The organism is Vitreoscilla sp. C1, assembly GCF_002951955.2.
Classification (GTDB): Bacteria; Pseudomonadota; Gammaproteobacteria; order Burkholderiales; family Neisseriaceae; genus Vitreoscilla; species Vitreoscilla stercoraria.
On sequence record NZ_CP019644.2, the window covers coordinates 995,381 to 1,018,096 of the forward strand.

20 protein-coding genes and 1 pseudogene are annotated in these 22,716 nt (G+C 45.4%); 13 read left to right on the forward strand and 8 right to left on the reverse strand.

Going from position 1 to position 22,716, the window contains the following annotated elements:
• Positions 1–164: 164 nt before the first annotated feature.
• The gene (locus ADP71_RS04875; protein ID WP_104931622.1) at positions 165–2,003 is read left to right on the forward strand and encodes an extracellular solute-binding protein; all 1,839 of its coding nucleotides are present in this window, start codon (positions 165–167) and stop codon (positions 2,001–2,003) included.
• A gap of 94 nt (positions 2,004–2,097) precedes the next feature.
• Here ADP71_RS04875 and ADP71_RS04880 read toward each other — a convergent pair whose 3' ends face one another.
• Positions 2,098–2,940: an IS3 family transposase gene (locus ADP71_RS04880; protein ID WP_104931415.1), complete on the reverse strand. Its 843-nt coding sequence runs from the start codon at positions 2,938–2,940 to the stop codon at positions 2,098–2,100.
• On the reverse strand, positions 2,916–3,230 hold the full coding sequence (locus tag ADP71_RS04885; RefSeq protein WP_104931416.1) for a transposase: 315 nt from the start codon (positions 3,228–3,230) through the stop codon (positions 2,916–2,918). Before ADP71_RS04885 ends, ADP71_RS04880 begins: the two co-directional genes overlap by 25 nt.
• A gap of 110 nt (positions 3,231–3,340) precedes the next feature.
• On the opposite strand from ADP71_RS04885, the gene cysK reads away from it, so the two are divergent.
• Both cysK and ADP71_RS04895 read left to right on the forward strand, forming a co-directional pair.
• Positions 3,341–4,273 (forward strand): cysteine synthase A, encoded by a 933-nt coding sequence (gene cysK, locus ADP71_RS04890; protein ID WP_171460936.1) that lies wholly within the window; start codon positions 3,341–3,343, stop codon positions 4,271–4,273.
• 66 nt (positions 4,274–4,339) lie between these two features.
• A complete protein-coding gene (locus tag ADP71_RS04895) occupies positions 4,340–4,873 on the forward strand; it encodes a hypothetical protein (RefSeq protein WP_026353635.1) in 534 nt (177 codons plus the stop codon).
• 63 nt (positions 4,874–4,936) lie between these two features.
• Here ADP71_RS04895 and ADP71_RS04900 read toward each other — a convergent pair whose 3' ends face one another.
• Both ADP71_RS04900 and serS read right to left on the reverse strand, forming a co-directional pair.
• Positions 4,937–5,308: a YkvA family protein gene (locus ADP71_RS04900; RefSeq protein ID WP_019958926.1), complete on the reverse strand. Its 372-nt coding sequence runs from the start codon at positions 5,306–5,308 to the stop codon at positions 4,937–4,939.
• Between the two features lie 30 nt (positions 5,309–5,338).
• On the reverse strand, positions 5,339–6,628 hold the full coding sequence (gene serS / locus ADP71_RS04905) for a serine--tRNA ligase (protein ID WP_019958927.1): 1,290 nt from the start codon (positions 6,626–6,628) through the stop codon (positions 5,339–5,341).
• Between the two features lie 208 nt (positions 6,629–6,836).
• On the opposite strand from serS, the gene ADP71_RS04910 reads away from it, so the two are divergent.
• The 5 genes from ADP71_RS04910 (at position 6,837) to ADP71_RS04930 (ending at position 10,827) form a co-directional block, all read left to right on the forward strand.
• Positions 6,837–8,876, forward strand: a complete 2,040-nt coding sequence (locus ADP71_RS04910) for a hypothetical protein (protein WP_171460937.1) — start codon at positions 6,837–6,839, stop codon at positions 8,874–8,876.
• A 76-nt stretch (positions 8,877–8,952) separates the two neighbouring features.
• A complete protein-coding gene (phoU, locus tag ADP71_RS04915; RefSeq protein ID WP_019958929.1) occupies positions 8,953–9,663 on the forward strand; it encodes a phosphate signaling complex protein PhoU in 711 nt (236 codons plus the stop codon).
• Between the two features lie 101 nt (positions 9,664–9,764).
• On the forward strand, positions 9,765–10,046 hold the full coding sequence (locus ADP71_RS04920) for a DUF4031 domain-containing protein (protein ID WP_104931625.1): 282 nt from the start codon (positions 9,765–9,767) through the stop codon (positions 10,044–10,046).
• A gap of 16 nt (positions 10,047–10,062) precedes the next feature.
• Positions 10,063–10,383: a YbjQ family protein gene (locus ADP71_RS04925; RefSeq protein WP_104931626.1), complete on the forward strand. Its 321-nt coding sequence runs from the start codon at positions 10,063–10,065 to the stop codon at positions 10,381–10,383.
• 15 nt (positions 10,384–10,398) lie between these two features.
• A complete protein-coding gene (locus ADP71_RS04930) occupies positions 10,399–10,827 on the forward strand; it encodes a YbjQ family protein (protein WP_019958932.1) in 429 nt (142 codons plus the stop codon).
• 630 nt (positions 10,828–11,457) lie between these two features.
• On the opposite strand, the pseudogene ADP71_RS04935 reads toward ADP71_RS04930, so the two are convergent.
• Positions 11,458–12,765: pseudogene (locus tag ADP71_RS04935) on the reverse strand (DEAD/DEAH box helicase); the annotation flags it as partial.
• Between the two features lie 737 nt (positions 12,766–13,502).
• Between ADP71_RS04935 and ADP71_RS04940 the strand changes: the two are divergent.
• Both ADP71_RS04940 and ADP71_RS04945 read left to right on the forward strand, forming a co-directional pair.
• Positions 13,503–14,456: a class I SAM-dependent methyltransferase gene (locus tag ADP71_RS04940; protein WP_019958935.1), complete on the forward strand. Its 954-nt coding sequence runs from the start codon at positions 13,503–13,505 to the stop codon at positions 14,454–14,456.
• A gap of 59 nt (positions 14,457–14,515) precedes the next feature.
• On the forward strand, positions 14,516–16,990 hold the full coding sequence (locus ADP71_RS04945; protein WP_104931627.1) for a heavy metal translocating P-type ATPase: 2,475 nt from the start codon (positions 14,516–14,518) through the stop codon (positions 16,988–16,990).
• Positions 16,991–17,223: 233 nt separating this feature from the next.
• On the opposite strand, the gene ADP71_RS04950 is transcribed toward ADP71_RS04945, so the two are convergent.
• The 3 genes from ADP71_RS04950 to rph form a co-directional block, all read right to left on the reverse strand.
• Positions 17,224–17,451: a hypothetical protein gene (locus tag ADP71_RS04950; protein ID WP_019958937.1), complete on the reverse strand. Its 228-nt coding sequence runs from the start codon at positions 17,449–17,451 to the stop codon at positions 17,224–17,226.
• 76 nt (positions 17,452–17,527) lie between these two features.
• Positions 17,528–18,769 (reverse strand): aspartate kinase, encoded by a 1,242-nt coding sequence (locus ADP71_RS04955; protein WP_019958938.1) that lies wholly within the window; start codon positions 18,767–18,769, stop codon positions 17,528–17,530.
• A gap of 84 nt (positions 18,770–18,853) precedes the next feature.
• Positions 18,854–19,591 (reverse strand): ribonuclease PH, encoded by a 738-nt coding sequence (rph, locus tag ADP71_RS04960; protein ID WP_019958939.1) that lies wholly within the window; start codon positions 19,589–19,591, stop codon positions 18,854–18,856.
• Positions 19,592–19,766: 175 nt separating this feature from the next.
• Here rph and ADP71_RS04965 point away from each other — a divergent pair, with 175 nt between their 5' ends.
• The 3 genes from ADP71_RS04965 (at position 19,767) to ADP71_RS04975 (ending at position 22,711) form a co-directional block, all read left to right on the forward strand.
• Positions 19,767–20,636 carry a YicC/YloC family endoribonuclease gene (locus tag ADP71_RS04965; protein ID WP_171460938.1) on the forward strand — a complete coding sequence of 290 codons (870 nt, stop codon included), beginning with the start codon at positions 19,767–19,769 and terminating at the stop codon, positions 20,634–20,636.
• Positions 20,637–20,732: 96 nt separating this feature from the next.
• Entirely contained in the window at positions 20,733–21,716 is a 984-nt protein-coding gene (locus ADP71_RS04970; RefSeq protein ID WP_019958941.1) for a 3-oxoacyl-ACP synthase, read from the forward strand.
• Positions 21,713–22,711, forward strand: coding sequence for an NAD-dependent epimerase/dehydratase family protein (locus ADP71_RS04975; RefSeq protein ID WP_019958942.1), 999 nt, complete (start codon positions 21,713–21,715; stop codon positions 22,709–22,711). Before ADP71_RS04970 ends, ADP71_RS04975 begins: the two co-directional genes overlap by 4 nt.
• Positions 22,712–22,716: the final 5 nt, after the last annotated feature.

The following is a 22,716-nucleotide window of genomic DNA, read 5'->3' on the forward strand; positions in this document are numbered from 1 at the left end:
TGCAAACAGATAGATTCAATTAGTGCCATTACTTAATTTTATGTAGAGGTAATTTTTTCGACAGGATTCATTCAATGTGCATAAAAAATTTTAAGTTGGTGAATTTTAGCTATAATTTAAGAAACAAGCAGGCTTTTTACTGCGGTGAGTGTGGATAAACAAGCATGTTCAAAACCATTTTTCAAGGCTTCAAACAAGGGCTCTATATTGGTTCAATCACGGGTGTATTGTTGTGTTTGAGTCAGGTCAGTTTTGCAGGTGTTTATGGTCTGGCATTGGGTACGCAAGCCAAATACGCTTCGGGTAAGCAATCTTTTGCCTATGTTAATCCGCAAGCACCGAAAGGTGGCATGTTGCGTTTGGGCGTACAGGGCGATTTTGATACGCTCAATCCATTTTTGCTCAAAGGCAGTAAATTGGCAGGTGCTGAGGCGTTTGGCGACAGTTTGTTGCTTGATACGTTGATGACAGAAAGTTGGGATGAGCCGTTTGCGATGTACGGTTTGTTGGCGCAAGACATTGCTTTGGCGCAAGATGGCTTGTCGGTGACATTCACTTTGAATCCCAAAGCACGTTTTAGCAATGGCGATGCGGTTTTGGCTCAAGATGTGGTGGCGTCGTTCAAAACCTTGACTACCGATGAAGCGGCCTCACCGTTTTACCGTTTTTATTATGCGGATGTCAAAGATGTGGTGGCGGTGAGTGAGCGAGCAGTGCGATTTGATTTTGCCAAAAAAAATGCTGAATTGCATTTGATTTTGGGACAGTTTCCGATTTTTTCACACAAAAGTTATCCCGATGGTTTGGGCAAAGCCGCAACCGTGTTGCCCATTGGCTCAGGTCCTTATTTATTAGAACGATTTGAATACAACCGTTTGGTGCAATACCAACGTCGCAGCGATTATTGGGCAGATGCGTTGCCCATTCGACAAGGCTTTTGGAATTTTGACCAAGTGCGTTTTCGTTATTACCGTGATCCGACGACTTATTTAGAAGCTTTGAAAGCGGCTCAATTTGATGTGTCGTATGAAAACAGTGCCAAAAACTGGGCACGCTCATACAACAATCCGAGCTTGTATGAGCGAGGCTTTGTTAAAAAAGAATTTGCCCATTCCAATAATGCAGGTTTGCAAGCGTATGTGATGAATACGCGCCGCGCGCCTTTGGATGATCGCACGTTGCGCCAAGCTTTGGCTTTGAGTTTTGATTTTGAAACCATCAATCAGCAAATGTTTTATGGCTTGTATACCCGTTCTTACAGTTATTTTAGTAATAGCGAATTGGCGGCAACGGGCATGATTTCAGACGGTGAGCGTCAAGTTTTAAAGCCTTTACAAGACAAATTGCGTCCTGAAGTGTTGACCCAAGCGGTGCCTATGCCTGCGGTGGTGTCGCCTGTGCTAGGCGTGCGCCCGAATTTATTGTTGGCGCGTACTTTATTGTTACAGGGCGGTTATCGTTATCAAAATGGCCAATTGTTAGACAAACAAGGCAAACCGATAGTGTTGGAATTTTTAACCAATGCCAAGACGTTTGAGCGTGTCAGTGCCAAATGGCAACGGGACTTGGCTAAATTGGGCATTACGCTACGCTTGCGTTTGGTAGACAGCGCCATTTATCAAAAACGGGTACAAAGTTTTGATTATGACATCATCACGCACAATTATGGACAAAGCCAAAGCCCTGGCAATGAGCAAGCAGAAATGCACAGTTGTGCTGCTGCGCAGACACCTTCTTCACGCAATCGTGCCGGTACGTGTAACGAGGCGATTGATGCGTTGCTCAAGCGTTTTGAACACTTTGAAACCCGTCAAGAGTTGGTGGATGTATCGCGCGCTTTAGACAGGGTATTGCGGCATGAATATTATGTGGTACCACAATGGTATAGTGACCAATGGCGCATGGTGTATTGGGATAAATTTGAGCAAGCGCAGCCTTTGCCATTGTATTACGATCCCATCAATTGGCCTTTGAAAACATGGTGGTCAAAATCTGCACAATGACATCAAACAGTTACATGGATGGTATATAGATATAGTTTTATGTTCTTTGCGCCTGTGTGTAAAAAATGTAATGACCTAGCACTTTCTGCACAAGTCACAAGCTTAATCGATAGACTTCAGTAGGAGTTTTCATACCCAATGCCTGATGAGGTCTTCGTTCATTGTAAAACTGTATCCAATCGCTCAATACACGATTGGCATGTTGCAAACTCTCAAAGCGGTAGCGATGAACGCATTGCTCTTTAATGGTGCGAATCAATCTTTCCACCATGCCGTTTTGCTGTGGGCAATGCGGTGTGATGAATTCTTGCTGCAAACCATAACTGCTCACCAACGCAGTATATTTGCGACTGGTAAACACCAAACCATTGTCTGAACGCAATAAGAAACGTTCAGGCACCTTGCCCAAACAGCGAAAGCGGCTGATCAAAGCGTGTTCCAATGCACTCACAGCCGTACTGGCTTTACCAGTTTTGGAAAGTTGCCAGCCCAATAATTCACGGGTATGGCAATCCATTACCAAAGCCAGACTGAGCCAACCATCTTTACCACCCCAAACCCGACACAAATCTGTAGACCAACGTTGATTTGGCTCCTGTGCTTTGGATGGCACCGCTTGAATCCGAGGTCTGCGACCGACTGAGCGTTTACGTACTTGCCAACCTTTGAGCTGAAACACACGTTGGACAGTGTTTTTATTCATACTCAGCAAAGCAGCAACCGTCCTGTAACCAAATGATGGTTGTTCTTCAATCAATTGTTTAATCGGTTCTGAATAGCATTCTTTTACCACTGGCTGTTTGCGATGTGGTCGGTAATACACTGAACGACGAGCCACACCAAACCAAGCACACAAGCGGCTGATGCTGACGTGAACACCATCAGATGCAAACTGTTCATGCAAACGCCAAATCAGTTCTCGTCCCGCTCCAACCATTCCTCCAACTTTTTTCGCGCACGCAGCTCCAACATCGCTTCACCATAAGCGGCCTGTAATTGGTGAATTTGCTTTTCGTATTGCTGACGCACATCACGAGGTTTGGCTCGCAAAGCGTTTTCCATACCTTCTTTAGCTTGATCAACCCAGCTTTCCAATTCAGATGGCGTTAAATCAAATTGCCGAGAAGCTTCGGCTACCGTGGTCTTACCTTGGATGATTTCCAATACCAATGCACTCTTGCGTTTGGCACTCCAACGTTTGTTTTCATCACTCATTTGGCTACTCATTTTAGTATCTCCTAGATGGAATAATACCTGAGCAGAAATTTAGTGGGTCATTACAAAAACGCCATAATGAATTCAATCAAATTTAATCAACGTCTCAAGGATGGATGAATATGAATATTGCAAATAATGTGACTGAGTTGGTAGGCAACACGCCATTGGTAAAATTGAACCGCGTGACCGATGGTGCAGAGGCAAATGTGTATGCAAAATTGGAATTTTTTAACCCAGGTTCTAGCGTAAAAGACCGCATTGCAGTGGCGATGTTGGATGCAGCTGAAAAATCAGGCAAAATCAACCAAAACACCACCATTGTAGAGCCTACTTCTGGCAATACGGGTATTGGTTTGGCTATGGTGTGTGCAGCGCGTGGCTACAAATTGATCATCACCATGCCTGAAACCATGAGCCGTGAACGTCGCATGTTGATGCGTGCTTATGGCGCAGAGTTGGTATTGACCCCTGGCCCTGAAGGCATGGGCGGCGCGATTGCCAAAGCCAAAGAATTGGCAGAAGCCAATCCTGACAGTTTCTTCATCCCACAACAGTTTGAAAATCCAGCCAATCCAGAAGTACACCGCAATACGACTGCTTTGGAAATTTGGAACGATACCGATGGTCAAGTAGATATCGTGATTGCTGGCGTGGGTACAGGCGGCACCATTACAGGTGTGGGCGAAGTCTTGAAAGAGAAAAATCCAAACATTCAAATCATTGCGGTTGAGCCTGCTGCGTCTCCTGTTTTGTCAGGTGGTGCTAAGGGTCCACATCCGATTCAAGGCATTGGTGCAGGTTTTGTGCCAGCGATTTTGAATACTGATGCTTACAATGAAATTGTACAAGTGCCAAACGAAGCGGCTTTTGAAACAGCACGTGCAGTGGGTTCACAAGAGGGTGTTTTGGTGGGTATTTCTTCAGGTGCGGCGGTGTGGGCAGCAGTACAAGTGGCCAAGCGTCCTGAAAACAAAGGCAAAAATATTGTCGTGATTATCCCTTCAAACGGTGAGCGTTATTTGTCTACCGCTTTGTTTGAAAATTTGGCTTAAGTCGTTTTAATACTTGTTAAACAGGTCAAAATGCGGTAAGTTAAGGCGTGACTTTTTGGATGAATATTGATAGTAATGAAAAAATTCAAACTTCTTGTGTCTGTATTGGCCATGAGTTCTGCCTTAACTGCTTGTACCACGACGTTAACCAACGATTTGTTTGGTGGCGGCAATCGTCCAAGCAACCACACCAATCAAGGTAATACGGGTGTGGTAGTGATCCCAACCAATACAGTGACACCTTACCGCTTGTCTGCAAACCATTGGTCTGATGTGGCAAGTATTCGTAATCGTGCCAATGAATTGAGCATACGTGTGGGTCAAGGCGAATTGACCAAAGTGCAAGCAGCACAATTGTTAAATGAATATCGTGTTAAATTGGTCGGACACAATAGTGTGGATGACAATGTGTATACCGTGTATTTGCGTGCTGCGACACAAAGTCAAAGTGGGCAAATCAATACCGATCAATCTAAGCGTTTGATTCAAAATGCTTTGAGCGGTTGGAGCCAACGTTGGCCGAATATGCAAAACAAACCCACCAATCCTGCATTTACCAACTTTTTAAATGAAGTGATGGGTTTGCAAGCTTTGAAATAAAATCAGAGTCTATAAAAAAGCGTCCTGTAAATGTTACAGGACGCTTTTTATATGCTGGGTGATTTAAGATTGCACTTTTTTGAGCAGTTTTTCAGTTGCTTCCAGCGCTTTGGCTTTGATGTCGATAGACATGCCATCTTTCAATTGCTTGAAGACCAAAGCAATGACCGCAACATCATCGCTAAAACCCAAAGGACCCAGTAAATCGGGAATGGCATCCATAGGACTGACAAAATATAACAAAGCACCGACAATCATCAATTTGCTTTTCATCGGTGTGTCAGGTGACAGCATCATAAAATACAAAGCATAAATTTGTTCAATGACCGGTTTGCCTAGAGTGACGGCAAAACGTGCCAATTTTTGCAAAAAACGCTGTTCATTGAAGTTTTGCAAGTCTTCTTCGCTGCCTGAAGAGGGATTAACACGTTTCATGATGTCTCCTAAACAATTTTGTCATTGCATTTAAGCACGCAATTCGGTGATGCCATTCATGTATGGTTGCAATACGGTTGGTACGGTAATAGAACCGTCGGCTTGTTGGTAGTTTTCCAATACCGCCACCAAAGTACGACCCACAGCCAAACCCGAACCGTTCAAAGTGTGTACCAATTGGTTTTTGCCATTTTCATCTTTGAAACGTGCTTTCATGCGGCGCGCTTGGAAGTCTTCACAGTTGGAGCAGCTTGAAATTTCACGGTAAGTGTTTTGAGCGGGTACCCAAACTTCCAAATCGTATGTTTTGGCCGCGCCAAAACCCATGTCGCCTGTACACAAGGTAATCACTCGGTATGGCAATTCCAAAGCTTGTAAAATCGCCTCAGCGTGTCCTACCATTTCTTCTAAAGCGGCATAAGAGGTTTCAGGATGAACCACTTGTACCATTTCTACTTTGTCAAACTGGTGTTGGCGAATCAAACCGCGTGTGTCTTTGCCGTAAGAGCCAGCTTCTGAACGGAAACATGGTGAGTGAGCAGTCATTTTAATTGGCAAATCACTGGCTTTTAAAATGCTTTCACGCACGGTATTGGTCAAAGTGATTTCAGCAGTTGAAATCAAATATTGTTTTTGAGTATCAACTTCGGTGTCGCCTGATTGTACTGCGTACATGTCTTCGGCAAACTTAGGCAATTGACCTGTACCATACAAAATTTCAGGATTCACAATATAAGGCGTGTAATGCTCAGTATAACCGTGTTTTAAAGTGTGGGTATTGAGCATGAATTGTGCTAATGCACGGTGCATTAATGCAATTTGGCCGCGCATCAAAGTAAAACGTGCACCTGCCAATTTAGAACCTGTTTCAAAATCCAAGCCCAAAGGCGCACCGACATCGACATGGTCTTTGACTTCAAAATCAAAGGTGCGAGGCGTGCCCACTTTGCGCACTTCGACATTGTCATTCTCACTTTTGCCCACAGGCACAGATTCGTGTGGCAAATTAGGCAAATGCAATAATAAATCGTCTAATTGTTGTTGTACGTTTTTGTAAGCTTCTTCAGCTTGTTTGAGTTCTTCGCCCAAAGAGCCTACTTGTGCCATGATAGGGGCAATGTCTTCACCTTTGCTTTTGGCAATGCCAATTTGTTTGGACACTTGGTTGCGCTTGGCTTGCAATTCTTCGGCGGTCATTTGCAATTGTTTGCGTTGCTCATCTAATTGTGCAAAGACATCGGCATCAAAAGCAAACGAACGGCTTTGCATGGCATCGATAACGCGGTTCATGTCGTTGCGCAACACTTGAATATCTAACATGGTCTGAATCCATACAATGAAAATGGTTATTGTAGCGGTGTCACAGCATTTTGTCAGGTTGCTTGCATAAGTGATGGCTTCCAAGCGTCCTGTAAACTTGTCTCAATACTATGTCAGATTAATGTTAAAATATTTGTATATAATGTCATAATGATATTCATGGATTTTGAAAATGGTTTTGATGGCGATGGCTGAAGGGTGGTAAGTGATGCAACCGAATAAAAGTTTGGTATTTTACTTGGCAAATGAAGATACAGGTGATGTGAATGTGCCAGAGAAACAATTGCTTGCGTCTTATCAAGAGGAATGGGATGCACAAGCTAAAAACACCATGAGTTTGAGTCAAGAGCGTGCGGTTGAGTCACCTGCACCTATTGAAACAGAAGCCAAACCCACCACAGAAAAATCGACTGAGTTGGATGATGCTGAGGCATCGGATGTGTTCGACTCACAATTGTTTTTTACACAACATTTGAAAGATGCCATTTTAGAGCCTAATGCAGGCTTGGATTTGGGTGTTGATGATTTAGAAGACGATTGGATTGCAGGCTTGGAGCAGCTGCGCAATCAGCGTCGCTATCATAAAGAAGATCGCTTAACACCGATTGCAGAATTGGCAAAGCCTCAAGTGACTCAATTTGCCCAAGTAGAGCATTCGGCATTGTCGGGAGTGCTGAAAGTTACTTCGGTTAAAGCCACACATTTATACCAACCTGCTGCTAAAGCCATTGCAGCAGGCAAGGATTTGGATTCGGTCACTTTGCACATGCAAGAGGCGACCAATAAAGCGAAAAAAACGGTGACAAAACCTATTCAGGACGCTGATGTTAAAGAAATCGTGACCAAGGCGATTGTTGACAAGCTTTTATTGCCTGAAAATGAAGAAATTTTGCCAAAAGTCGAAGATGCAGCAGTATTTGTCGCTGTGCAAGAAGCTGCAAAAGCCAATGTGCCATTGCTTACCTTGGTGAATATAGCTGAAACCGAAACAGCTGAAACCGAAACAGCTGAAACCGAAACAGCTGAAACCGAAACAGCTGAAACCGAAACAGCTGAAACCGAAACAGCTGAAACTGAAACAGCTGAAACTGAAACAGCTGAAACTGAAATAGCTGAAACTGAAACAGCTGAAGCCGAAGCAGCTGAAACCGAAACAGCTGAAGTGTCTAAGTCCACTCAAACATCTAATGAGATGGTATTTGCTTCGATACAAGAAGTGACCGATGATTTAAATCAATTGGTATTGGAAACCTTGGCGCAATCGAATGAAGCGGCCGTCGATGTGGTGGTGACTGCGGCACCTTTGATCGAGTCTAAGGATGTGCCAGCTGCGTTAAGTGCATCTAAACCCAAAGCCAAGCCGCAAACACAACCACTGATTAAATTATTGGTGGATATTGAAGAGGTGGCTCAGCCACTGGTTGAACAAGAGCACCATTTGATTGAGCCAACTGCGGCGCCTGTGCGAACCGACTCTTTGCTATTGGATGAATCGGCTGGATTGTCTTTGCAAATGCAGATGAAACAATTGAAAGAGGCTGCTAAAAACGTACCGATTGATCCTTGGTATGTTGAACCAGCGCCATTGACCCCAAAAGCAATGAAACACGAGCCAACCGAAACGGATGAAATTGATCCTGCATTATTGGCTAAAGCCGAAGAGGTGGCACAAAAAACCGCGTTGACACCAGAAGAAAAAGTGACTTTGTTAGATGGCTTTTTGTCTTTGTGGCAAGACCGCCAAACATCGAAACACACCAAGGCAAGCAAAGCACACATTGTGTTTAAAGAAGATTGGCAGCAACACAATGAATCTATTTTGCAATCTGATGTGGCAGGCGCCAATACTGAAACGGTCATGTGGCTGAAGACACAGCCTGAAGCGGTTGAGGGCGACGAAGCAGCAGTGACGGTTGTACCTGAAATTGTAACGCAGCCTGATGCATTGGCCCACAACGCCATGTATGCACCGATTCATGTGCATCTTCATATGCCAGTTGAAGAGGACGATGCCGTCATCAGTGTGATTAGTGAAGCGGATTTGTTGTCACAATTGACCGAACGCTTGCAGCCTTATTTTGTGGACATGTTAACCGGTTTGGTGAAAACAGAATTGACCAAGCAAACCCATTTCTTGGTTCAGCGTTTACAAGAAAATTTGGCCGCAGAAATTCCAACGATGGTGGATGAATTGTTACAAGAGAATTTGAGCAAAGCCTTAAATGACATCAAAAAACAATCTGCTTGATGGTCTGTCATAAATATGTCACTGAGTGTCCTTATACTGCCAGACAGTATTGAAACCATGCAAAGGGAATTTGAATATGTCAGAACACATTTCATCTCAGTTTAACCAAGAGTTGGAAACGGTGCGCACGCAAGTGATGAAAATGGGTGGCTTGATTGAGCAGCAATTGCAACAAGTGATGCACGGTTTGGAAACAGGTCAAATTGCCATCTTGGAGGAAGTTTCTGCTGCCGATGCCCAAGTCAATGCGATGGAAGTGAGTATTGATGACCAATGTCAATTGATTATTGCCCGTCGTCAACCTGCGGCAGGCGATTTGCGTTTGGTGTTGACGGTAACTCGCATCATCACTGATTTGGAACGCATGGGAGATGAAATCAAAAAGATTGCTTTGTATGGCAGAGATTTGCTTGCAAAACATGGTGTATTGCCGCATCAATTTCAAGATTTACAACGTTTGGCACAACGCTCATTGGGCATGGTGCACAGTGCATTGGATGCGTTTGCACGTTTGGACGCCACGGTTGTTGTGGCTTTGAGTAAAGAAGACATTGTGCTCGATCGTGAATATGACAATTTATTGCGTCAGCAAATCACTTATATGATGGAAGATCCACGCACTATTGGTACCAGCTTGGATTTGTTGTTCATGTTCAAAGCGATTGAACGCATTGGTGATCATGCTTTGAATGTGTCGGAACATGTTGTGTATTTGGCCAAAGGCATTGATATTCGCCATTCTTCGATAGAACAAGTGAAAAAAGTTTCGGGTGCCGTAGACGAATAAAGCACCAAGATGTTAAAGCGGCTTACAGGCCGCTTTTTTTATGCTTGTCGTTCAGCAAAACAGTGTGCCATGATGTGTTTTTAGCCAGAAAGGTGGTGTGTATGACGGTTTGGGTAGACGACATGCGCATTGTCAAAAACGGTCAAGATAGGTGTCATTTGTTGGCAGATTCTTGGGAAGAAATGCATGCATTTGCTTTACAGCAGTTGCAATTGCCCAAGCAACGTTTTCATGCGGCTTCACGTTTGCCGCATTATGACATTACTTGGGCCGAGCGTGATCGTGCCATCGCATTGGGAGCAATCTTGATTCATAGGCGCGAGTTGGTGAAAAAAGCCCATGTTTTATTGGCACAAAAGCCTTTTTTAACAGATGAAAATTAATCGTATAGGAGAGAACATGTTATTGAGCAATTTGGAAACCGTGCCGGGACATGAGATTGTCCGTCAGTTGGATGTGGTTTATGGCAGCACGGTGCGCAGCAAGCATGCGGGGCGAGATTTTTTGGCGGGACTGAAAAATATTGTGGGCGGTGAGCTGACGGCCTATACCGAATTATTAGAAGAATCACGCCAAGAAGCGATGGATCGGATGGTGGCCAAAGCGCAAACCTTGGGTGCCAATGCCATTGTCGGAATTCGTTTTTCGACATCCAATATTGCCCCGGGGGCATCGGAATTGTTCGTGTATGGTACGGCTGTCATGGTCACTGCACGTTAACATGGGAGAAGCCAGATGTTATTGGAAATCATTGTTTTTTTGAGTTTGTTTGGCATAGGTTGGTTTTTTGGTCGCAAAGCCGAACGAGACCATTGGCGCTCTTTGGATGAGCAAGAAAAAGCCTTGGCACACATCAGCATAGACACCAATAAATTCAGCCGCAGTGATGAAGCAGGTTGTTTTGTCAGTGGCAATGTGGTTTTGGCGAACGATTATTTCAAATTGGTTTTGGCCAATATTCGCAATTTTTTGGGTGGTCGAATCGGCAGTTATGAAACAGTGGTCGAACGAGCCAGACGTGAAGCCATTTTGCGCGTCAAACAAGATGCGCAAGCCGCAGGTTTAAACCACATTATGGGTTTGCGCTTAATCACCACGCAATTGACTGAAACAGGTGGTGTGGTTGAGGTGTTGGCATATGGTACGGCGGTGAGAAAACAGTGATTTGAATGTTGGATGAATCATTCCATCGAAAAACAAGCGTCCTGTAAACATGAATAAGACGTTTTTTAGACAATACCATTCATCTTGGATTCATGTAATGGCTCGCTAACAACTGCTTTGGATACAGTTTTACAAGGAACGAAGACCCCATCAGGATTTGGGTATGAAAACGCCTATTGAGGTTTATTTTGTAAGCTGGTGACTGGTGCAGAAAGTGCTAGGTCATGGTATTTATGCGTGAACATATCAAAAAGCGTCCTGTAAATATTTACAGGACGCTTTTTAGATTTCAAACAGCCGTTTTAATTAACCGCGGTCAGAAGAAGGACGACGGTTGCCGCCTTTGTAGCCGCCTTCGCGTTTTTCACCGTTACCGCTGAAAGGTTTGCGTGCGCCATCACGTTGGCCGCCGAATGATTTGCGTGGTGCGCCGCCGTCTTCGCGACGACCTTGATAACCACCTTCGCTGCGGCGATTGTCTTCACGACGACCTTGGTAACCACCTTCGCTGCGACGGCTGTCTTCACGACGACCACCTTCGCGTTTTTCACCTTGGGATGACGGATGGTCATTGTTGTAGCTGCGACGTTCATCACCGCCACGACGCTCATCGCTGCTGCGACGTTCATCACCACCACGGCGTTCGTCACGACCACCACCGAAACCGCCTTGAGGACGTGAATCACGGTTGCCATCACGGCTACCGAATGAGCGGCGTTTGTCACCACCGAAACCACCATTAGGACGGCCACCACGACGACCATTACCACCAGCACCACCTGCTTTTGGTTTGCGGCGAGTGGGTTCCATGCCTTCAATCGCAGTTTCTGGCAATTGGCGTTTTAAGTAACGCTCAATTTTAGACACTTTCATGTATTCTTTGACTTCGGCAAAGCTGATCGCGATACCGCTGCGACCTGCACGACCAGTACGACCAATACGGTGAACGTAGTCTTCGGCTTGTTTTGGCAAGTCGTAGTTGATGACGTGAGTAATCGTTGGAACGTCAATACCACGGGCAGCCACGTCGGTTGCTACCAAGATTTTGGTGCGACCTGTACGCAAGTTGTTCAAAGTACGGTTACGCCAGCTTTGTGGCATGTCGCCATGCAAACATTCTGCTGCGTAGCCTTTTTCGTACAATTGGTCAGCCAATTGTTCGGTAAATGCTTTGGTTGCTGTAAAAATCACACATTGGTCGATGTTGGCATCGCGCAAGATGTGGTCTAACAAACGGTCTTTGTGGCGGAAGTCATCGCAATACATCAATTGTTCTTCGATGCGGCTTTCTTCTTGCACGCGTTCGATTTCGATGCTTTGTGGTTCGTGGGTGATTTTGCGAGCAATATTACCCACAACGCCATCCAAAGTAGCAGAGAACAACAAAGTTTGACGGTCTTCAGGAGTTGCAGCCACGATGGTTTCGATGTCTTCTACAAAACCCATGTCCAACATGCGGTCCGCTTCGTCCAAAATCAACAACTCTAAACGAGAGAAGTCAATACGACCTTGACGCATGTGGTCCATCAAGCGGCCTGGAGTGGCAACAATGATATCAATCGGACGGCTCAAGGCACGAGTTTGGAAGCCAAAAGAGGTACCACCCACCAAAGTCACGGTGCGCAACCATTTCATGTTTTCGCCGTAAACTTGGGCATTTTTTTCAATTTGTTGTGCCAATTCGCGTGTTGGCGTCAAAATCAATACGCGAGGACCTTTGCCGGGTTTGTCGCTGCGTGCTTGTAATTTTTCTAATGATGGCAATAAGAATGCTGCGGTTTTACCGCTGCCTGTTTGCGCAGAAACCAATAAGTCATGGCCTTCCAACGCAGCAGGAATCGATTTCATCTGTACTGGTGTTGGAGAGACGTAGCCAGCTTCAGTAATTGTTTGAACTAAGTTTGCGTTTAGATTTAAATCTGCAAATGTGATGGTCATAATACCATTCCTGTGTATAGAAAACAGCAAAAGCAAGGCATAAGCATGAAATGCTTAACCGAATGGTTTTTGCCGAAAAGCCCTATGGCTTTAGGTTACGAATGTCGGCGACAACCCATCGGTTGAGAGTTCAGCTTGCTCGAGAGTCTGATTTTTCTAAGAAAATCACGAGGAAAAGGCAGGCAGAGGTTGAAGACGACAGCTTCAATATGGAATTTGAGGGCAAATAGTAATGGATGTAGTCAGGCTTATCAAGTGTATTTGTGTAAAAAAGCAATATTTACTTAACTTAGCAATTGATTTTTTATTTTAATGGGATATAGGTATATTTCAAAAATATAAAAGTGGATTAAAAAATAACCATATAGAAAATGGATTACCTATAAATGTATGATTGCCGACTATGACATGTTGAGTTTTAACTGTACCGTTGTATGAAGTCATTACAAAGAAAGTTGCTTAAATTCTTAATTTATCCAGTGTGGAAAACCTCATTGCGGCAACTGTCATATATCTTTTTGTATCTATTTCGCGATGAAATATGTAATCGTCCATTTTTGGGTCAATAAGGCGTTTGCTTGGCTGAAAAAAAGAAGCTCAAAGACTTTGTGTCTAAGGTTGGTTTGGGCATATTGCAGCGTCCTGTAAGATGTGTATGGCGTTTTTCAAGCTGTTTTTTTGTGTCTTCAGGACGCTTACGTTAAAATAGCACATTCTTTTTTTGAAATAGATGCTACATGTCTGAAATCACCGCTTTTGCCAATCGTTTGGGGAAAAATGCCAAACATTTGATTAAATGGGCACGTCGCCAAAACATTGAAGCGTTTCGTTTGTACGAACGTGACATTCCTCAATATCCCTTGATTGTGGATGTGTACAAAGACAAAGTGCATTTGCAAGAATTTGACACGGGCTGGTTGATGCACAAAGACGACCACGATGCTTGGCTCAAAGAAGCCATTGAGGCAATTTGTTTCATCACGGGTTTTACGCCTGAAGACGTGTATGTCAAAGTGCGCAAACGTCAAAAAGGCGAAGAGCAATACGAAAAAACAGGGTTGGCAGGCGAAGACTTTGTGGTGGTAGAACAAGGTCGCCAATTTTGGGTGAATTTGGGAAAATATTTGGACACAGGTTTGTTTTTAGACCATCGCAATACGCGCAAAGCGGTGGGTGATGCGGCACAAGGCAAACGCTTTTTGAATTTGTTTGCCTATACTGGCAGCTTTACGGTGTATGCAGCCACAGGCGGCGCCATCAGCAGTGAAACTGTGGATTTGTCTAACACGTATTTGGCTTGGGCCAAACGCAATTTTGAACTCAATGGCATGGATGAAAACCGCCACCAAATTGTTCGCCAAGACGTATTTCAATATTTGGACGATGCATTTTTTGATCGCAAAGAGTTTGACATGATAGTGATGGATCCACCGAGTTTTTCTAACAGCAAAAAAATGTTGGAAATCTTGGATGTGCAGCGCGACCAACAACGCTTAATTGATGGCGCGATGAAATTGTTGGCGCAAGACGGTGTATTGTATTTTTCAAACAATTTGCGCACGTTTGAGTTGGATGCGGTTTTGAGCGAACGTTATGTGGTCAAAGACATTTCCAAGCAATCTGTGCCTGAAGATTTTCGCAATAAAAAAATTCATCAGTGTTGGAAAATCCAACATCGCCCTAAGATATAAACCATCTTAGCCAAGACAAACACCCGCCGAGTGCGGGTGTTTTGACAAGTGAGTAAGCCATGACATCAACAGACTCTGTAAATAAAACCTTATCCTCCAATGCTTCTATCATCCAGTTACATGTTGAAGGTATGACGTGTGCCTCTTGTTCGGCACGAGTGGAGCGGACATTGAACCGTTTGCCCGAAGTAAGCCATGCCCAAGTGAATTTGACAACTGAAATGGCCACGATTGAAATGGATACCGCGCAACTGCCTCTTGCGGTTGATGCGATTGAGGACGCAGGTTACCACGTGGTGGTGCCGCAGATGATTTTGGATGTTGAAGGTATGACGTGTGCCTCTTGTGTGGCGCGTGTGGAGCGTGTGGTTAAGCGTTTGCCTAATGTGGTAGATGCCCAAGTGAATTTGGCGACTGAGCAAGCGGTGGTACAAGGCTGGGCAAGCCAAGCTCATGTCATCGCTGCGATTGAAGATGCAGGTTATGTTGCCAAGCCTTTACAGGCCGCTCTTCATCGTATGGACGAGGACAAGCAAGCACGCAAAGCGGCGGAACAACAACAATTGCAGCGAGATTTTAAATGGGCGTTAGGCTTGAGTGTGCCTGTGTTTGTTTTGGAAATGGGCGGGCATTTGTGGTCTGATTTTCACCATTGGATTTCACACCATATTGGCATGCAAACATCGTGGTTATTGCAATGCGTATTGACTGCTTTGGTTTTATTATTGCCAGGACGTCGTTTTTGGCAAACAGGCTTGCCTGCATTGTTCAAAGGCGCGCCTGACATGAACAGTTTGGTGGCAGTTGGTTCTTTGGCGGCATTTGGTTTTTCATCGGTCGCCACATTTTTGCCTGATGTATTACCGCCGCAAGCGCGACATGTGTATTACGAGTCGGCAGTGGTCATCATCACTTTGATTTTGTTAGGTCGGGTTTTGGAAGCACGTGCCAAAGGACGCACTTCTGAAGCCATTCGCCGTTTGGTCGATTTGCAATCTAAAACGGCCACGATTGAACGCGATGGACAAATATTGACTGTCGACATTGCTCAAGTGCAAAGGGATGATGTGGTGTTGGTGAAGCCAGGTGAGCGTGTGGCGGTCGATGGTGTGGTGGTGGGAGGGCAGTCGTGGGTCGATGAGGCGATGATTACAGGCGAGCCGATGCCAGTTGAAAAAAACTTGGGTGCAAACGTTACAGGCGGCACCATCAATCAGCAAGGCAGTTTGCGTGTACAAGCATCAGCAGTGGGTGACGCGACTGTGTTGGCGCAAATCATTCGCATGGTCAGCGAAGCGCAAGGCAATAAATTGCCGATACAGGCCGCTGTGGACAAAGTGACGTTGTGGTTTGTGCCTGCGGTGATGGTTTTGTCGTTGTTGACATTTGCGTTGTGGTGGTTATTGGGTGGCGAGGCGGCTTTGAGTTTGGCTGTGGTCAATGCGGTGGCGGTGTTAATCATTGCATGCCCTTGTGCCATGGGCTTGGCGACACCGACTTCAATCATGGTGGCAACAGGTCGAGGTGCTGAGTTGGGTGTTTTGTTCCGTCAAGGCTCGGCGCTACAAAGTTTGCAAGAAGTGAGCGTGGTGGCGGTAGACAAAACAGGCACACTGACCGAAGGCAAGCCGCAATTGACGGATATGGTGTTACAGGACGCTTTTGAGCGTGAACACGTTTTGTCATTGGTGGCGGCCGCAGAATCACCATCTGAGCATCCGATTGCTCAAGCTTTGTTACAGGCCGCTCAAAAAGCCCATCTTGATATACCCTCGTTGCGTCATTTTGAATCACACACAGGTTTGGGCATTGCCGCTTTAACCGATGCACACCACATTCACATTGGTGCAGACCGTTATATGCAGCAATTGGGTTTGGATGTGAGCGTGTGGCAAGTTCAAGCCAAGGCTTTGGCAGCGGCAGGCAAATCGCCTTTGTATGTGGCGATAGATGGGGTGTTGGCGGCAATATTGGCGGTGTCTGACCCGATTAAGCCCAGCACTCCTGCGGCCATCGCGGCTTTGCATGCACAAGGCTTAAAAGTGGTGATGGTTTCAGGTGACAATCGCGTCACAGCTGAAGCGATTGCCCGGCAATTGGGCATTGATGAAGTGGTGGCTGAAGTGATGCCTGATGGCAAAGTGGCGGTAATTCAAGACTTGCAGCATCAAGGCAAAGTGGCTTTTATTGGTGATGGCATCAACGATGCGCCTGCTTTGGCACAAGCCGATGTGGGTTTGGCTGTGGGAACAGGCACAGACATCGCCATAGAATCGGCTGATGTGGTGTTGATGAACGGGCGTTTGACAGCAGTAGCGGATGCCATTGCTTTGTCGCGCGCCACCATGCGCAATATTCATCAAAATCTATTTTGGGCGTTTGCTTATAATATCGCGTTGATTCCGATTGCTGCGGGCATTTTATACCCATTTTTCGGTATTTTGCTGTCGCCGATGCTTGCCGCTGGAGCGATGGCGTTGAGCTCGGTGTTTGTGTTGAGCAATGCGTTGCGCTTGCGCTGGTTTCAAGCTTGAGATTGTTTGGGTGAAACAAGCGTCCTGTAAAAAGTTTACAGGTCGCTTGAAACATTGAGTTTGAATCCAACCTAATGGGTAAGTTTGAACGCTGCGTTCATTTTGTGGTTGAATGTCAGTCTGTCTTATGTGTATTTTTGGCTGTAATGTTGTGATTCATTTTGAATCATTTGATAAGCGTCCTGTAAAAGTTTACAGGACGCTTATCAATATATTAAATGATACAAATGATATTATACCGTTTGTGTAAAATTGCCACCGATTACCAATAAAATGAGGCCTGCCAATTGCAAGAAAAAGGGGTTTTTAGCGTCTTGCCAATGCAATATTAAAAATACCAAACTGGCGGGTGCCAAAAGCAAGCAGGCCAAAAACCAACCAATATGCACTTTAAAAGCCGCAATCAACGAACCGATGCCGCCAATCATGAAAATGGCCAAACCAATATAAGCTAAAATCATTGTGAGTCTTCTGTGCACGAGTATAAAAAAACAGGGTTGCTTGTGTGTGAGCAACCCTGTTCGATTTTCATGTCAATTAAGCTTGAGCGACTTTTTCAGGGTCATCCAAACCAAAGGCAGAGTGCAACACGCGGGTTGCCAATTCCAAATATTTCTCGTCAATCAATACCGATACTTTGATTTCAGAAGTGGAAATCATTTGGATGTTGATGCCTTCTTCAGCCAAAGTACGGAACATGGTTGACGCCACGCCCACGTGTGAACGCATGCCCACGCCAACGATAGACACTTTGCATACGGTGTTGTCGCCGTCTACGGTTGCTGCGCCAATGTTTTTCTGAACTTCGTTCAAGATAGACAAAGTGCGTTGGTAATCGCCACGAGGTACGGTGAATGAAAAATCGGTTGTGCCTTCGTCACCCACGTTTTGGATGATCATGTCCACTTCGATGTTCGCGTCCGCTACTGCACCCAAAATTTGGTATGCAATACCTGGTTTGTCAGGTACGCCGCGTACATTGATACGTGCTTGGTTTTTATCGAAGGCAATACCTGCCACTGCTGCTTTTTCCATGTCTTCGTCCTCTTCAAAGGTGATCAAGGTGCCATCGCCACCTTCTTGTAAACTGCTCAATACGCGCAAACGCACTTTGTATTTGCCTGCAAATTCAACCGAACGAATTTGCAAAACTTTTGAACCCAAGCTCGCCAATTCCAACATTTCTTCAAATGAAATGGTTTTCAAACGACGTGCTTCTGGAACCACACGAGGGTCAGTGGTGTAAACACCGTCTACGTCGGTGTAAATTTGGCACTCGTCCGCTTTCAAAGCCGCTGCCAAAGCCACCGCTGAGGTGTCAGAACCGCCACGACCCAAAGTGGTGATGTCATTGTTTTCATCCACACCTTGGAAACCTGCCACAACAATCACACGACCTTCTTTTAAGTCAGCGTGAATGTGGTCAGCATCGATGCTATCGATGCGGGCTTTGGTGTGAGAAGTATCTGTTTTGACAGCCACTTGCCAGCCTGTATAACTCTTAGCGTCCAAACCAATGTTTTTCAATGCCATAGACAACAAACCAATGGTCACTTGCTCGCCTGTTGACAAGATGACATCCATTTCACGGGGATCTGGATACTCTTGCATGGCTTCAGCCAAAGCCACCAAACGGTTGGTTTCACCACTCATTGCAGACACGACAACGACAACATCGTGACCAGCTGCTTTGAATTTGGCAATGCGATTGGCGACATTTTTGATACGGTCGGTTGAACCTACCGATGTGCCACCGTATTTTTGTACGATTAATGCCATGTTTCTTTGCTTCCGTTTCTATGTGAGTCAAACGCACCAGACATGTGCCACACCAAGGGTATTGGTGTCGTTTCTGAAAATCTCTCAGGCAGCTTGTGACTGCAAGGCACGCTGTTGATGTTCCAATAATTCATTGATGCCACTTTGGGCCAATTGTAATAATTCGTTCAGTTCGTTGATGCTGAAAGTGGCACCTTCGGCAGTACCTTGTACTTCAACGATTTTGCCACTTTGTGTCATCACCACATTGACATCAGAATCGCAGCCTGAATCTTCTGGATAATCCAAATCCAACAAAGCCACACCATCGACCACGCCCACAGACACAGCAGCAATGGCTTCGATAATTGGATTTTCAGCAATCAAACCCTTGGCAAGCAAACCATTGATGGCCAATTGCATGGCGACAAATGCGCCAGTGATGCTGGCTGTGCGGGTGCCGCCATCGGCTGCAATCACATCGCAATCAATCAAAATTTGACGCTCGCCCAATTTAGAACGGTCTACCACCGCACGCAAAGAACGTCCAATCAAGCGTTGGATTTCTTGGGTGCGACCCGATTGTTTGCCTGCTGCAGCTTCACGGCGCATGCGTGAATGGGTAGAACGTGGCAACATGCCGTATTCTGCCGTGACCCAACCCAAGCCTTGCCCACGCAAAAAGCCTGGCACGCCTTCTTCAACCGATGCGGTACAAATGACCTTGGTATTACCACATTCAATCAATACTGAGCCTTCAGCATGCGGCATGAAATGAGGGGTGATGCAAATAGGGCGGATTTGATTTGCTTGGCGGTGTTGGCGGATAATGGCAGCATTCATACAAATAGCAATGGGCTTATGATAAATAGAGGCTTGGATTATAGCCCATTTCCATAATTTTTTGCGGCATTGCAGAAGAAAATTTTGCATTGCAACCGAATTTGTTTATTTTATGCTTAATAACGGCCGTGTTGATGTGCGACTCGGTTTTTGGATTGGGCATTAGAAAGTATTGATGATGATGAACAGCATGACGGGTTTTGCCAGCGCCCAACAAGATTTTGGCAGCGAGCGCATCAATTTGGAATTGCGCGCGGTGAATCACCGTTATTTGGATTTGCAATTCAAAATGATGGACGATTTGCGTGTCATCGAAGGCAAAATGCGTGAAAACATTGCCGCATCGGTGGCGCGTGGTAAATTGGAATGCCGCATTTACATTCAAGCGGTGGCTCAGCAACATGGTTTGCATTTGAACCAAAGCCTGGTTGCAGAATTGGCTGCCATCAACAGCGATTTGTCGACACAATACCCGCATTTACAGGCTTTGAGTGTGGCAGACATTTTGCGTTTTCCTGGCGTGGTACAACAAAGTCAAACCGATGCAGAAGGTTTACAGGCCGCTGTCTTGGCTTTATTGCAACAAGTTTTGACAGAATTCAATCAATCACGCGTGCGTGAAGGTCAAAAATTGGCGCAACATTTGTTAGAACGTTTGGCGCAAATGACGCAAGTGGTTGACGATTTACAAGGTATTTTTCCAAGTTTGGTTCAAGCGCATTTGGAAAAAACCGAACAACGCTTGCGTGAAGCAGTAGAAAATATGGAAGACGATCGCATCAAGCAAGAATTTGCCATTTTCATGCAAAAAGCCGATGTCGATGAAGAAATGAGCCGTTTGAAAGGTCACATTGCTGAAGTGACGCGCATTGTGCAAGAAGGCAAAGGCGCGGTGGGCAAGCGTTTGGACTTTTTAATGCAAGAATTGAATCGTGAAGCCAATACTTTGGGCAGCAAAGCCATTGCCATTGAATGCACCAATGCATCGATGCAATTGAAGGTGTTGATTGAGCAAATGCGTGAACAAGTACAAAATATTGAATAGTGCAGTAGCAAAATATGCGGCTGGTTTGATGTGAATGACGGGATTTAAGGTATGCTATGGCATGATTAAATCCCGTTTTACATGTAAAGTCGCGCCATGAAACTGCCATTGTCCATTATCGCCACGGGCAAAGCTTTGCCCAGCGAACGCCTATTGTCTTCTGATTTGGATGCTCGTTTGGGCTTGCAAACAGGTACAGTTGCCAAAAAATCCGGCATACAGTGGCGTTATTTTGCCAGTGCTGAGCAAACCCAATCTCAGTTGGCCGCTGAAGCTTTACAGGACGCTTGTCAACATCATGGTATAGATACCAACAGCATTGATTTATTAATATGTGCCAGCGCCATTCCTGAGCAAGTGTTGCCCAATACGGCCAGCGCAGTGATTCAAGCTGCGGGTTTAAAAAATGGTTTGGCTGCATTTGATGTCAATGCCAGTTGCATCAGTTTCATGACAGCTTTGTTTCAGGCCGCAGCTTTGCTACAAACCAAGGTTTATCGGCGCATTGCCATTGTTTCGGCAGAAATTGCGTCGCGTGGCTTGAATTGGGATGACGCTGAATCGTCTTTTATTTTTGGTGATGGGGCGGCGGCAGTGATTGTTGAAGCGGGCGATGGTATTGCCGCTTGTGTGGCGCAACGCTTGGAAGTACATCCTGTTGGACGCACGTTTTGTCAAATCAAAGCAGGTGGTACGCAGCGCAATCCGCGCATGGGTTTGCTTGAAACCGACCATTATTTTCAAATGCAGGGCAAGCCTGTGTTCAAATTGGCTTCACAATTATTGCCTGCTTTCATTCACAATCTGTTTAGTGATTTGCCTTATACATTTCATGAGGTCGATTGGGTGGTGCCGCATCAAGCGAGCCATTTGTCTATGGAACATTTGAAAAATCGTTTGGGGCTAGACAGCCAAAAAATCATCGATATTTATGCCACACACGGCAATCAAGTGGCCGCCTCCATGCCAATGGCGTTACATGAATTGTACCGCTCCGGCAAAACCCAATCAGGTCAAAAAGTGTTGCTCATCGGCACTGCCGCAGGCTTTGCTATGGGAGGGATGGTGTTAAGCTTATGAAAAAAGTTTTGTTGACAGGTGCAAGCCATGGATTGGGTCGCAGTGCTTTGGATTTTTTAATTGAGCACAATATTGAAGTGGTTGCCATTGCCCGCCATATCGAGCATTTGCAGCATTTAAAAAGTGCCACCGTACACATTCACGCTGTTGATTTAACCCAAATGTATGCCCATCAAGCAGAAGCTTTGTTACAAGGCTGTGATACGGTGTGGCATTGTGCGGCTTTGTCATCGCCGTGGGGAGCTTATGATGATTTTTATGCCATCAATGTGCAAGCGGTAGAGACTTTGTTACAGGCCGCAGGCCGCCTGAAGATTTCTCGATTGATCCATATTTCTACGCCATCTTTGTATTTTGATTTTAGCCACAGACGGGGTGTGTGTGAAACACAATTGGCGCAACAATGGGCCAATCATTATGTTTCGACCAAATATTTGGCAGAGCAGGCGGTTTTAAAAGCAGTGGCGGCTTTTCCATACACGCAATATTTGATGCTACGACCACGTGCGATTTTTGGGGAATACGACAGGGTATTGATTCCACGCCTATTGCAATTGCATCAACAAGGCAAGGGCGTGCTGAAATTGCCGCGAGGTGGCGATACTTTGATGGATTTGACGTATGTGGGCAATGTCATCGAAGCGATGCGTTTGGCCAGCATCAGTCCACACATTGCCTCGGGCAGCGTGTTCAATATTACCAACCAAGAGCCGTGGTCTTTGCAGCAAGTGTTGCAAGAATTGTTTCAAGCTTTGGGTAAAGACATGCGCATTCAAAAAGTGCCGTATGTGTTGGCCAAACAAGTGGCGACTTTGGCGCAAGCGTGGGCCAATATCAGTGGCAAAGAACCTGTGTTCACCCCTTATTCTATCGGCGCCTTGTCGTTTGATATGGTTTTGGACAACACGCAAGCGCAAAATGTGTTGGCATACCGTCCTGTAAGCAATATGCATGATGCCATTGTCAAAACAGCGCAAGCTTTCAAAGCGGATTGAATTCA